Raw genomic sequence first — 13,147 nt, forward strand, 5'->3', positions numbered from 1 at the left:
CAGGAGTCAGGAGTCAGGAGTCAGGAGGCAGGAGTCAGGAGTCAGGAGTCAGGAGGGAAAAATACCATTACGATCTCCCCATCTCCCTATCTTCCCACCCCAAAATTTTTCCCTCTCGTCTGGCTTGTAACCCGCTGGTTTCCGGTCAGGAAAGACTCCAAAGACTTCTGACCAAACAGTAGGCTCTTTCGTCGCCTTCCTGACTGGCGGGATCGGAATTTTCCGTATTCCCTACCGTGATGTAATCGCAGATCTCCCAGCCGGTTCGCCGGAGAATTCGCTGTAGTCCCGTGTTGGAAAAGATCCAGTAATTTGTCGAGTCGTTATTCGCCTCTAGAGGGTCGAGTAAATACGCCACGGGAAGCGGGGAAAGATCGACCCGATCGGGGCGATTTTCTCGCGCGCTAAACTTGGTCACTCGGGTACTGATCAAGCAGTATCGGGTGGATTTCGCTAGGGTTTCGAGGACGTAATAGGGATTTTTCAGGTGATATAAAATACCCAAAAAAATGATCAGTCCGTATTTTTTTTCGGGGAGGACGAATTGAGAGTCGAGATCCATTTCCTCGATTTCCACGGAAGAGGATAGGGATTCTTTTAGGAGTCGGATTCCCCGCATAAAATTCAGGTTCGTGGGCGGGAAGTCGATCGCCCGGACGTTACACCCGAGGGATTCGAGGAAAAACGCCATATCCCCGTCGGCGCAACCGATATCGAGGACGGGTTTCCCGTCGATCAGATCGAGCGGAAAACGATTTTTACCGTGTAATAAAAGTTCGAGAATATCGAATGCGGTTAAGGTGTTATATCGATACCACTCGAAATCGGCGGGTGCGAGTTGTTCGCGAAGATCGTCGAGCTTCGATCGAAATTCCCGCGCTCGGGATTTCATCGAACTAATATCGAGCATTCGCGGTCCCACCTCTTTCAGTTCGGGATATTGTGACGAAAGACTCTCTAATTTCTCGTGAATCGCGCCTCGCTCTTGAATTAGCTGTTCTTTCTCGTGTTTCAAGCTCGCCACGTAGTCTTTTAGGGAATCGCGTTCCTCGATCAGGATCTCCCGCTCGCGCACTAGCCGGGGATATTTCCAGAATTTAACATACTTTCTTAGGTTCATCGATCGATACTATTTGATAGCAATAAGAGTAAATTTAGGAAAGAAACGATTTTTTAATTCGGATCTCCCGTTCGGATTTTATTATACCGCTCGGTCGATCGAACGTCAAGAAATCGAAAGAATTTAGGCTGGTAATTCCTTCGCTTATCCTGGCGATTTGATAACTTTAAAGTATTTCGGTTCGCCCCAACAATGCGGACAGTGTTCGATCCGGACGGTCGGGGCGGGATCGCAAGGAAATCTATCGGTTAGAAAATGAAAGTCTAGGGGGAAATAAATAAAATAAGACGTGTTTCGATCGATATGGCAGATCTTTCTCTTTCGTAAAAATTGTAAAAGCTCATGGTGTTTTAGAAAATGAGAGGAATAATCCCGATAGTTGTGATACGTCACCAGTACGGGAGGTCTATTATCCGTCGATAAAATATTTCTCCATAGTAAAGACTGTTCGACGCTCAGAGTCAACCCTAACCAAAGGATGAGCGCTCCCCAGCAATAACGAGAGCGAGAATTAACTCGGTGGTTTCTCACCACGAGAGGAAAGGACGCGACGAAAAGGTAAATGGGGATAATGTAATAGCGATCGGAGTTTCCGGGGGATAGGGAAATAAACAATAAGCAGGATAGAGTGTACAGGTAACAAAATACGTCCATCTGTAATTTGTCGGCATCGAGTTTGTTCGCTAATTTTTGAAATCCTCGGATGATAAAAATAGCGATAAGCCCTCCCCACACTATTTCTAACCAGCGTGACTCGACCGCGGTTAATAGATAAGAAGATAATCTCTCGATGACTACTATTCCCGAAATCGTTCCGAAAAAGCTCCAGGAATGCCCGGCGAAAAATTTTCCCCCGAGAAACCCTAGAACGCCGAGAGAGAAAAGGCAAGCGATCCCGTACAATAGTTTCAAATACTTAGAGTTTATACTATCTAGCCCGTGAACGATTTGAAATCTTGTCTTTAGGAAAAACAGGTCGATCGTCACGAGGATTACAAGGGTAGTTATTAATAAAGCGTATCGATACTCTTGAAAAAATTCATCAGCGATCGAGGGCTTTACCAGGTAAATTATCGCCACCCATCCTGACGATAAAACGGATAAGTATAAAAGCTCGATCGTGTTTTTGTTACAATAGCGAAGGTGGAGAAGCAGTGCGGCTAACGCTAATCCCAGAGATTCAAAAATAAAAATGAAATGATTGATTGTCCCGATCGATGTGATCGTTAAAAACAAGAATACATCGATAAATTCGAGCCTGTAACCTTTTAAATGCTTCAGTAATATTGAAAATTTTATCGATAGAAAAAATCCTTGTAAGGCGCAGACTTCCCAAGCGATCCGGGGGAAAAGTAAAAGAGAAGAACCAGAAATCAGCAAGGCTAAATAGATAAAAATCGATTTTTTGTCGATATATTTATAGAAACTCCCGAGAACAATTAAAAAACCTAAAAAATTCAAAAAAACCCCGACGAAGCGTAAGGTAAAAAGATGAACTCCTGCCCCTCGAAATCCGAGAGAGACTAACCAACTATAGAAAGAGCTAGTATAAGTATTTACCCCGTGAATCGTGCGAGTTCCGTTATAAATAATGCTGTTAGCGTTCAAACCGACCCAAGCTTCATCCGCGTGTAATCCGGGGAAGGAGGAGAGGTTAACGGTCATTACCAAAAGTAGGTATCCCGAGAGAGCGATCGCGAAGAGTAGAGGGAATAACGTAACTTTTTTCATGATCGATCGTGATAAGAAAGATAGTTTTATTCACCTTTTTCTTGTAAGTATTTATTGATATGATAATCGGGGTTAACCGTACAGGGAGACGGGCGTTTGTACACGCAAGCGCCCCCGAAACACTTTTCGAGCCGATACCCTTCTAGATCCGGGGTTTCTTGATTAAAGACTAGATAATTAAAGTGCGATTTTAGTTCCCCGATTTCCCGGTCATCTTTCACGAAATAAATCGGGACATCTTGATGTAAGTGAGCGTATCCCCCGGTATATTGCCAGGCGATCCCTCTTACTCCCACGCCACACAGGTCTTTCTCGGTACTTAAATACTGATAGGCTTGTAATTGTCCGCCGTGCGTTTGCCAGTGAGTGAAGCCGAGTTTCTGCCAGGGTGGATCGAAGCTAAAAGCTCGATCGGTATAAAAACGGCCGGAGAGCATCCAGGATAGAAGCATCCAAACGAGCAAACCGCTCACGATCGAAATACTTTTCCCCCTGGTAAAACGCCGCGTCAACGAGATCCGCGACACGAGATCCGCGGTTCCCAAGCCGGCTAAAATTAGGATGAGCGGCAACGCGGGAAAGATGTACCGATATTCTTTGTGGCCTAAAAAGCTGTGAGAGACGATAATAACGAGGGCGAGAGCGGCTAGAATCCAATGGCGGCGGGCGCCGAGCGCGCAGAATACGACTACGGGAACGATCCACCACGACCAATTCATCGCTAACCACGCGAAATATTGATGCCAGGGAGATACGCCAAAGCTATTAAATTTTCCCGCGAAAAGATTAATCCAGATCAGTTTCCAGATGGATTGGAAGGGGGAAGACAAGGTAAACGTGTCTAAGATTCCCCCGAGTAAAACCGGGCCGATAAAGCCGAGAATTACGGGGGGTAACTCTTTAAAATTTCTTTTTCTAAACTGATAGACGATCGCCAGGAAAATCGCGGGTAATAAATGAAATCGGAGATAGGCCGTGAATCCGTAGAGAAAACCCGTCCAATACAGGCGGCCGCGCGAGGGATGGGACGGCCCGTAGCATCCGAAATAAATCGCCACCAGCAGGGAATAAGCGGCGATCACTTCGGTGAAAGCTTTGGGCGCGAAATAGATTAATTCAAACCAGATCGCGCAAACACCGCCCGTTATGATAGCGCTCGCTAAACCGCTCGTTGCATAGCCGATCGAGAAGCCGATCCAGACAGGAATTAACGATAATAAACAGAGAAAAACGGTCACTCCCGCGAGATAACCGCTCGATCCATCGGAAAAAAACGAGGTTACTTTCATAATCCCGCCGAGAATCCCCGGAAATAACCAAGAACGGATACCGTCTCGAAAATCCCAGGGAATCATCCCGTTACCGAAAGCTAGTCTATGTCCCTGTTCCAAGGTTTGAAAGATTTCATCCGGCCAGAAAATGTTCGGATAGGAGAAAGCGGCGAACAGGCGTAATGATAGAGCCACAACCAATAGAAAAGCCAAGCAGGCGCGAGGAAGCGTTAACAGGCGGGTCATATTAGGGGTAATTTTGCAATTAAGGTTTAATATAGAGTCAATTTTCCGAGAAATCGGGATTTTCTAACGACAATGAATCCGGTTCTCCTCGGAATGAATCCGCGGGGCTAATCTTAGATATATGTGTTTATAAGATAAATTTATATTCGTACCCCCGGATAAATTAAACTGTGTTCTAGCATATTTAAGAGGTTGGTGTCAATCTTTTCGGTTTTCGCTATCGATCGACAGGACGCGGGAACTCTCGCGGTTCGATCGGGTCTCATCGAACGGAGCCGATCGCCCGAGCCGGACTATGCGGTTTTTCAGGAGGGGAAAAAGTCGATCGATCTCGCCCGGAAAGAAGCGATCCGTCCCGAAATAGCGAATGAACCTCTAGGGAAGGAGATTCCTACTTTCGGGCGCGATGTATGGTACAACCGAAAGAATAGTCACGGTCCGATCGACGATTTTCTCGCGGGTCAACGGGAGGTAATGTCTGAAAATCCATTCTAATACCGGGAAACGCTCGTTAGAATAAATCCCGATCGGATACTGTTTTTACAATAAGCGTAAATGATAGAAAAAAATATCCCGTTAAAAATTTTATCGAGATTCGATCGAAAAATCGGGTTCGGTATCGTTATTACTTTGATCGGTTTTCTCTTACGGTTCTATCACTATGATTCCCTGCCTCCCTATAACTGGACGCAGGATGAATTCGCCTTCGCCTGGAGTGGCATGAGCTTGATTCAAGAAGGCGTTCCTACCAGTTGGTCTTTTCTCAGTCCCACCGACGATTTTATCGTCACGGTTTGGGAGAAGACCGCGGTTCGTTATCGTTTGGTCACCCCTTGGTTCGATCATCCCCCCTTGTTCGGATTGATCGTGGGAATGACGGCGATTTTAGGGGGGGCGAGAGAATTTTTCGATTGTACCCTATCGGTGATCCGTATCCCTTCCCTCTTTTTCGGTACGCTCTCGATTTTCCTGCTCTATCTCGTGGCGTTACGGTTGACGAACGCGGGAACCGCCTCGATCGCCTCGCTAATTTTCGCCACGAACCCGAATACGGTTTTCCTCTCTCGTTTAACGGTTAGCGAGAATTTTTTAGCCTGTATTAGTTTAGCGGTCGTCCTGTTATTCCTTCACTATCGGGAAAGCGATCGAACTAAATATTTATATATAGCGATCGTCCTGGCTGGTATGGCGATTCTAGCGAAAGTAACCGGGATCTATATCATCGCTTCCCTCGTCGCCTGGTTACTATTCCAGCATAAATGGAAAGAAAGTTTGTTCGCGGTGGGTGGGGCGATCGCTTCTTTCGCTCTCTATTACCTATACGGTTGGATATACGATTTTCAATGGTTTCTGACAACCCTACAAGAGCATAAAAATCGATTTACCGATTTCGCCATGTTAAAAAATCTCGTTTTACCGACCGTATTTTTCGAGGACGGTTGGTTAATTTTTAGCTGGTTAACCCTATTACTCGTCGCGCGATCGCCGTTAAAACCGTTCTTTCTACAGATCCTTCTTTTTCCGATACTTATTTACACGGTGTTACTCATTTTTTCGGGAGCGCAAAGCCACTATTACGCTTGGTACACGATTCCTTACTATCCTTTTCTTTTTCTCGTTCTAGCGATCTTTTTCGATAGGTTTCGTGAAGATCCCGATTTTATTGCCGCTTGCACGATTTTTGTATTTTTAGTTGTCTGGTCGATTAATCTCAATCTTAAGGATTGGATTTTTAGCTCTCCTTACGGGAAACCATACTTTATTCTAGGAACCTCGATTCTTTTAGGAGGATTTTTCTTCAATGATTTAACCGCTCGAAAAATTAAGTTTTTAACGAACTTCTCCCGAGTCATGCCGATCCTCGTTTTCGCGGGTTTGTTGGCGGGTAACGTGAATCTTATCCTTACTTACAAGCCGATGTAGTTCGCTTCGCTTCGGCGAGATAAACAACGGCGCGCGGATTCGGATGCTAATCGATCGTCGAAATCGAACCTCTGAAAATTAACGGTTTCCCCTAGATAAATGTATGATGAAGCTATACAAACGAATACCGATCGAGAATCCTTTCTTCTGGGCGATCTTTTATTTTATCGGGTTAGGAATTCTTTCGATCATCTTAGGACAGGATGTGAGTTGGGATCTCCGAAACTACCATTTTTATAATCCCTATATGCTGTTGACGGGACGATTTAAATACGATATCCTACCCGCGCAGATTCAAACGTTTTTCAATCCCCTCCTTGATGTGCCTTTTTTTGTGGCGATTTACTATCTAAAACTTCCGCCGATCGCCGTGGGTTTCTTACTAGGAGGATTTCACGGATTAAATCAGTTGTTCGTCCATCTTTTAACCTATCGATCGCTGGGAAAACTCTCGGAAAACGTTAAGATAAATTTAAGTGTACTGGCGGCTATCACGAGCGTTTTCGGTGCCGCTTATCTCTCGGAACTAGGAACCAGTATCGGCGATAATACGACCAGTGTATTCATTCTAGCGGGATTATTTTTGATCGTCGATCGACTATCGCGAGAGGGACGAATTCCCGAGCGAACCGTAATGCTCGCCGGATTATTACTAGGATTAGGAGCGGGATTTAAACTCACGAACGCGCTGTATAGTATTAGCCTACTGGTGGCGATGATGTTCCTCCCGAACTCTTGGAAAGATAAATTCCGAAACCTAATCCTGGTAATTCCCGCGATGGCGATCGGGGTGAGCGTGACCGCGGGTTATTGGATTTTCTTGATGTGGACACAATTCGCCAGTCCACTTTTTCCGTTTTATAATAAATTTTTTAAATCGCCTTATATTGAAACGGATTATAGTTTTAGCGGGATTAAATATCTTCCGAAAGACCTCTGGCAGTGGCTCTTTTATCCTCTCTATTTCGTGCGGAGACAGACGTTAGTTTCCGAGGTTCCCTTTCAGGATAGCCGATTAGCGATCGCCTATCTGTTGAGCGTTATCGTTATCGGGGTGATGCTCTATCGGTACATCACCAAGCGACCGACGGATAACGATCTCGTTCGCGTTCCGGTTCTCCAATTTTTACTACCCTTTTCAGTTACCGCTTATCTCCTCTGGATGGCTCAATTCGGCATCTATCGCTATCTAATGGTTGTAGAACTGCTCACTCCAGTTCTCATCCTTTTATGCGTCGCGTATCTATACCCGCGTCGGCAACCCGCGCTCATCGTGACTGTCGCTCTATTCGCATTAATTCTGGTTACGGTTAAACCGATGGATTGGTGGCGATCGGGGTGGTCGCTTAATTATTTTGACATCGATCGTCAGGCATTACAAGGGTATGAAAATTCCACGATCATTCTCTGGGGGGATGAACCGACATCTTATATCGTTCCTCACTTTCCCGCGTCCGCTCGTTTCGTCCGACTCAAGGGAAATACGGGAGTGAGCGAGGGAACTTTGATGAGAAAAAACGCGAGAACTTTTATCGGGAACACCCCGGAAAATTCTCTGTATATCCTTCAGACCGATTTTAATAAAAAAGCTCCCGACATTCATGAAGATCTCGCCAAGGAAAACCTAGCGATCGATCTCGCGAACTGCCGACCGTTCCCGACAAAAATCGACAAGTTTAATATCTGCTCGCTGAAAAAAACACAATAATTTTTACGAGATACTTCCGGACAATTCCAGCCTTTTTCATCGAACCAAAGTCTTAGCGATCGCCCGTTTGAAAAAAATTTACCGAAAACCTAGCTCGGGAAAAATTTTGACCCGACTCGCGGGTTATTCGCTTTGAGACGGGAGCGACGCGTTGAAAGTTAGCCCGCGGTCGATTTTCTCGGAACGATCGAGCGGGCTTATCGTCGGTAGTCGATCGAGGAGCACTTCGATCGCTCGATTCCCTTTCCCGATATCTCGTCCGCGAGAAGGTTCTTGTGTTTTCCCGCGGGACATGATAGAAAATTTAACAAGTTTCTAGGGTCGGATCATGGCATTTCTCAAGCGTTGGCCGCTCTCTCATCCCCTATTTTGGGCGATCGTTTATTTTATCGGGTTGGGTAGTTTATCCGTTATCTTGGGGCAAGATGTCAGTTGGGATTTACGGAACTATCATTTTTATAACCCCTATATGCTGTTGACCGGGCGCGTGAACTATGATATATTGCCCGCCCAGATTCAAACCTTCTTTAATCCTTTACTCGATACTCCCTTTTTCGTCGCGATTTATTATCTCAAATTCCCGCCGGTGGTCGTGGGTTTTCTCCTCGGAGGATTTCACGGACTCAATCAATGGTTCGTTCATCTGATCGCCTATCATTCCCTTTATAAAGTTTCAGAAATTTATCGATTGACGCTCAGTATTCTCGCCGCTATCACCAGTATTATCGGGGCGGCCTATCTATCGGAGTTAGGCACGAGTATCGGGGACAGTACCAGCAGTGTTTTCATTCTCGCGGGGCTATTTCTCATTATTTACTCTCTCTCGCAATCCAGTACGGTGTCGCCGAAAATAATCATGTTAACGGGAGTGATTTTCGGATTGGCGACGGGCTTAAAATTAACGACCGCTCTCTATAGTATCTCTCTACTCGTGGCGATTAACTTCTTGCCGAATTCTTTTCGGGAGAAAATTCGGAATCTAGCGATTATAATTCCCTCGATGATGGCAGGGTTTTCTCTGACGATGGGATACTGGATCGTTCTCATGTGGTCGAATTTTTCCAATCCCGTTTTTCCTTTCTTTAATAAAATATTTCGATCTCCCTATATTGAAACCGATTTCAATTTTCAAGATTTACGCTTTTTACCGAAAGACATCTGGCAGTTTTTATTTTATCCTTTTTATTTCTGGCACGAACCACCTTTAACGGCCGAGCTTTCGTTTAGAGAGACCCGCTTTGCCATCGCCTATATTTTAATCTGTATTACGATCGGGGCGCTCGTTTATCGTCAAGTTAACGGTCGATCGCCTTCTTCGACGAACGAGGTTATTCATGTACCGATCTTGTTTTTTCTACTTCCCTTTTATCTCGCCGCTTACGGGATCTGGGTAAAAAACTTTTCCATCTATCGCTACCTACTGGTATTAGAGTTAATCACTCCCGTTTTATTCTTTCTCATCATCGCTTATCTCTGCCCTCATCGCAAATCGGTATTCATAGTAACCGTGGCGATCTTTTCCCTCGTTGCCGTAACCGTCAGACCTCTAGATTGGTGGCGGATCGATTGGTCGGAAAACTATTTTCATATCGATAAACAAGCCCTAGTTAAGTACGAGAATGACGTGATAGTTTTCTGGGGAGGTGAACCGACGGCCTACGTTGTCCCCTACTTTCCCGCTACCACTCGTTTCGTTCGTATCACGGGAAATTTCGGATTGAGTCCCCATACTCTGATGAGCAAAAGAGCGAGCGAGATCCTGAAAAAGACCCCTGAAAAATCGTTGTATTTATTAGAGGTCAACTTTGAACGAGAGTCGCGGGAGAAGGAGAGCGCGAAAAAAACGGATCTGGCCGTCCATAATCTGAAGATCGATCGCTCTCGATGCGAACCGTTTATAACGGCGATCGAGAAATACTCCCTCTGTCCTCTCGTGAGAGACGGGAGGTAAGCGATCGCTTTCCCTTATCTAGCGAAATAACACCGAATAATCACCATCGCTCTCGCGAAGACCAATGTAATCTCTGTTCTCTGAAAAAAATACAATAATTTTTATGAGATACTTCTTGACAGTTAACTACAATTCTGCATCGTTGATCGAGCGTTTACTCGCTTCACTGCCGGCAGAAAACTCCTGTTTGATTATTGTCAATAATTCGCCCGAAGACAAACAAATTCAACAATTACAGGGCGATCGAGTGAAGTTAATCGAGTCGAAAGCGAATCTAGGATTCGGAAAAGCCTGTAATTTAGGGTTACAGTGGGTGTATCGAAACGATCCGACCGCGATCGTTTGGTTAATTAATCCCGATGCCTATTTACTCCCCGATTCGGTAGTCAATGCCGAGCGATTTTTTGCCGATTGTCCGGAGGTATCGATCGCCGGGACGGAAATCTACGAACCCGACGGAAAAATCTGGTTCGGGTGGGGAAAATTCAACCCGAAAATCGGCACGATTAACGTGGTGGAAGAGTCCCTAGATTACGGGGATAAACCCTATCGAGTTCCCGATTGGGTGACGGGATGTAGTTTATTGATTAATCTCGCGCGTTTCTCCTCCTGTCCCGCTTTCGATGACGATTATTTTCTCTACTACGAGGATTTCGATCTATCGAGAAGATACGCGAATCAAGGTCATCTCGTCGTGGTAACGAATCGGATCAAAATTATTCACGAACCCTCGTCGATCACCCTGCGCTACGGTTATCTCCGTCTCACCCACAATATTTATAGTTACCTTCTCAGTTTGGAAAAACATACGAATTCCCGAATCCTCTACTATCGATTCTTTCGGATGATTTTGATGGCTGTATTGATTCTTCCATTCCGTCCGAAATTCTCGCTGGCAAAACTGGAAGGATTGAAAATGTATAGTTCGCGAATTCTCGATAAATTACGTTCCCCGATCGATCCCGAAAATGTTAAAAATTTTAGTTGATGGAACCCCGATCCGTCCGAACCCTAGCGGGATCGGCCTGTACGCTTACCAATTGATCGAGGAACTGTACCGCTTACAGGAATCGGAAAACTTTCAACTCTCGATCGCTTTCCAACCCTCGGTTAAAAACTGGCTAAAAAGAAACCTATCTACCCCGGAGAAACTAACCCGTTATCCCGACGTAAAATGTCTACCCTTCCCCGTCAGTATCACCGATCTCCTGACGCGATACCCGAATCCTTTCCTCTCCTATCTAGACTCTTTTCTCGATTCCCCCGATATTCTCCACGGACTCGATCACGTCGTTTTCCCCTGTCGCGGTAGTCGGAAAGTGATGACGGTTCACGATGTCACTTTTATCAAATACCCGGAATTCGTCACCTCGATCGTGAAAACCTACACGGAACGAATTCAACGCTGTTTAAAATGGACGGATTTAATCATCGCCAACTCGGAAAGTACCAAGCGCGATATTATCGAGTATTTCGGGGTGAAAGAAGAATCGATTCACGTTACCTACCTCGCGAGTCGCTATTCGAGTTTACCCGATTCGATTGCCTCTCCCGTTCTCCCTTTCGACACCCCCTATATTCTCTTCGTCAGTACCCTGGAACCGAGGAAGAATTTAGTCAATCTCATCGAGGCTTTCGACTATCTCAAAAACGAATATAAACTCGATCACCGATTACTGCTGATCGGTAAAAAAGGGTGGCAATACGAACCCGTCTTCGAGAAGATCGATCGATCTCCTTTTCGAGACAGTATCCATCATCTCGATTATATTCAAGATGAGCTAATCCCGTATTATTATCAAAAAGCCGATGTTTTTGTCTATCCTTCCTTTTACGAGGGATTCGGTTTACCCGTCCTCGAAGCGATGACTCTCGGTTGTCCCGTCGTTACCTCTCGTACTTCCTCCCTTCCCGAAGTCGCGGGAGACGCGGCGATTTTCGTCAACCCCCGCGATAGTTTAGACATTGCCGGGGGAATCTGGAAGGTAATTTCCGATCCCGAAAACCGGCAAGATCTCATCGCCAAAGGCAAACAACAAGCGCGAGAATTTTCCTGGGAGAAAACCGCGAGGGAAACACTGGTAGCCTATCGATCGATCCTCTAAAATAACGTCTATGAATTCTCCCTTACTCATCAATCTCTCTTTTCTCGGAACGAAAGACACGGGACTTACCACCTACGCGAAAAACCTCGTCCCGTCGCTACAAAGTTTAGATCCCCTGCTATTAACCTCGAATTCCGTGGCAAACGCGAGAGTTCATCCCACCCCCGCGAATCTTACCCAGGAAAACGGAACGCGGGGAAATCTCCGGCGCCTGCTGTGGACACAAACCGAACTACCTCGGCTGTATCGAGAGCAAAATTCTTCCCTGATTTTCTCGCCAATCCCCGAAGCGCCGATTTTTCGCGATTGTCGTTCCGTGGTGACGGTTCACGATTTAATTCCCCTACGATTCCCCAAATTATCGCCATTAACCCTCTATAATCGCTATTATATACCGCTCGCGCTTCAGCGAGCCGAGCATATTATCGCGAATTCCGAGGCAACGGCGCGGGATGTTCATGAATTTTTTCAAATTTATCTTGACAAAATTACGGTTGTCTACTGCGGGTACGATCGAGCGAACTTCCGTCCCCTAAACCTTCCCGTTTCACCGTATTTTCTCTATATCGGTCGTTACGACCCTCACAAGAATCTTTCCCGTCTTTTACAGGCGTTCGCGGCGATTCCCGACGATTATCAACTTTATCTTGTCGGCAAGTTCGATCCCCGCTTTACCCCGTCCTTACAACAGCAAGCCGAAGAATTAGGAATCTCCCCGCGGGTGAAATTTGTCGATTACGTCCCCTACGAAGAGTTACCGATTCTCCTCAATCAAGCTCTAGCTTTAGTGTATCCCTCTCTCTGGGAGGGTTTCGGATTGCCGGTACTGGAAGCGATCGCCTGCGGGACTCCCGTAATCACCTCGAATCTGTCCTCTTTACCCGAAGTGGCGGGAGAAGCGGCGATTTATGTAGATCCCTACAAGGTTTCGGAGATTAGCGAGGCGATGCGTCAGATCGCGGGCAATTCGGCCGTTCGATCGAACCTCCGGGATCTCGGCTTACAGCGAGCGAGTCAGTTTGGTCGCGAGAAAGCGGGAGAGGAAGTGATCGAGGTTTTACAGCGGTTTTTGTAGATTTTATAGGAAATTAA

11 protein-coding genes are annotated in these 13,147 nt (G+C 45.9%); 8 read left to right on the forward strand and 3 right to left on the reverse strand.

Annotated features, from left to right (window positions below; translation table 11 throughout):
* Positions 1-182: hypothetical protein (locus tag V0288_RS15800; RefSeq protein WP_332866096.1), on the forward strand; the 182-nt coding region annotated here is incomplete at its 5' end.
* Here the strand turns inward: V0288_RS15800 and V0288_RS15805 are convergent.
* The 3 genes from V0288_RS15805 to V0288_RS15815 form a co-directional block, all read right to left on the reverse strand.
* Complete coding sequence (locus V0288_RS15805) at positions 146-1,120, reverse strand: class I SAM-dependent methyltransferase (RefSeq protein ID WP_332866098.1); 975 nt, start codon at positions 1,118-1,120, stop codon at positions 146-148. The two genes, V0288_RS15800 and V0288_RS15805, sit on opposite strands and share 37 nt — an antisense overlap.
* 144 nt (positions 1,121-1,264) lie before the next feature.
* A complete protein-coding gene (locus V0288_RS15810) occupies positions 1,265-2,851 on the reverse strand; it encodes a hypothetical protein (protein ID WP_332866099.1) in 1,587 nt (528 codons plus the stop codon).
* 26 nt (positions 2,852-2,877) lie between these two features.
* The gene (locus V0288_RS15815; protein WP_332866100.1) at positions 2,878-4,317 is read right to left on the reverse strand and encodes a glycosyltransferase family protein; all 1,440 of its coding nucleotides are present in this window, start codon (positions 4,315-4,317) and stop codon (positions 2,878-2,880) included.
* Positions 4,318-4,563: 246 nt separating this feature from the next.
* Between V0288_RS15815 and V0288_RS15820 the strand changes: the two genes are divergently transcribed.
* The 7 genes from V0288_RS15820 (at position 4,564) to V0288_RS15850 (ending at position 13,130) form a co-directional block, all read left to right on the forward strand.
* Positions 4,564-4,863 (forward strand): hypothetical protein, encoded by a 300-nt coding sequence (locus V0288_RS15820; protein WP_332866101.1) that lies wholly within the window; start codon positions 4,564-4,566, stop codon positions 4,861-4,863.
* 60 nt (positions 4,864-4,923) lie between these two features.
* A complete protein-coding gene (locus tag V0288_RS15825) occupies positions 4,924-6,291 on the forward strand; it encodes an ArnT family glycosyltransferase (RefSeq protein WP_332866102.1) in 1,368 nt (455 codons plus the stop codon).
* 106 nt (positions 6,292-6,397) lie between these two features.
* Positions 6,398-7,999 carry a hypothetical protein gene (locus V0288_RS15830; protein ID WP_422661993.1) on the forward strand — a complete coding sequence of 534 codons (1,602 nt, stop codon included), beginning with the start codon at positions 6,398-6,400 and terminating at the stop codon, positions 7,997-7,999.
* A 328-nt stretch (positions 8,000-8,327) separates the two neighbouring features.
* Positions 8,328-9,950, forward strand: coding sequence for a hypothetical protein (locus V0288_RS15835; RefSeq protein ID WP_332866104.1), 1,623 nt, complete (start codon positions 8,328-8,330; stop codon positions 9,948-9,950).
* A gap of 103 nt (positions 9,951-10,053) precedes the next feature.
* The gene (locus V0288_RS15840; protein WP_422661992.1) at positions 10,054-10,938 is read left to right on the forward strand and encodes a glycosyltransferase; all 885 of its coding nucleotides are present in this window, start codon (positions 10,054-10,056) and stop codon (positions 10,936-10,938) included.
* Positions 10,919-12,055: a glycosyltransferase family 4 protein gene (locus V0288_RS15845; protein WP_332866106.1), complete on the forward strand. Its 1,137-nt coding sequence runs from the start codon at positions 10,919-10,921 to the stop codon at positions 12,053-12,055. Before V0288_RS15840 ends, V0288_RS15845 begins: the two co-directional genes overlap by 20 nt.
* A 10-nt stretch (positions 12,056-12,065) precedes the next feature.
* Positions 12,066-13,130, forward strand: coding sequence for a glycosyltransferase family 4 protein (locus tag V0288_RS15850; protein ID WP_332866107.1), 1,065 nt, complete (start codon positions 12,066-12,068; stop codon positions 13,128-13,130).
* Positions 13,131-13,147 lie beyond the last annotated feature (17 nt).

The sequence above is a fragment of the Pannus brasiliensis CCIBt3594 genome (genome assembly GCF_036688125.1).
Lineage (GTDB): Bacteria > Cyanobacteriota > Cyanobacteriia > Cyanobacteriales > Microcystaceae > Pannus > Pannus brasiliensis.

Bases quoted from the DNA above. Each gene is read 5' to 3' on its own strand.
- V0288_RS15840 (WP_422661992.1), top strand. From the start codon at position 10,054: ATGAGATACTTCTTGACAGTTAACTACAATTCTGCATCGTTGATCGAG.
- V0288_RS15810 (WP_332866099.1), bottom strand. From the start codon at position 2,851: ATGAAAAAAGTTACGTTATTCCCTCTACTCTTCGCGATCGCTCTCTCG.
- V0288_RS15835 (WP_332866104.1), top strand. From the start codon at position 8,328: ATGGCATTTCTCAAGCGTTGGCCGCTCTCTCATCCCCTATTTTGGGCG.
- V0288_RS15850 (WP_332866107.1), top strand. From the start codon at position 12,066: ATGAATTCTCCCTTACTCATCAATCTCTCTTTTCTCGGAACGAAAGAC.
- V0288_RS15805 (WP_332866098.1), bottom strand. From the start codon at position 1,120: ATGAACCTAAGAAAGTATGTTAAATTCTGGAAATATCCCCGGCTAGTG.
- V0288_RS15845 (WP_332866106.1), top strand. From the start codon at position 10,919: ATGTTAAAAATTTTAGTTGATGGAACCCCGATCCGTCCGAACCCTAGC.
- V0288_RS15830 (WP_422661993.1), top strand. From the start codon at position 6,398: ATGAAGCTATACAAACGAATACCGATCGAGAATCCTTTCTTCTGGGCG.
- V0288_RS15825 (WP_332866102.1), top strand. From the start codon at position 4,924: ATGATAGAAAAAAATATCCCGTTAAAAATTTTATCGAGATTCGATCGA.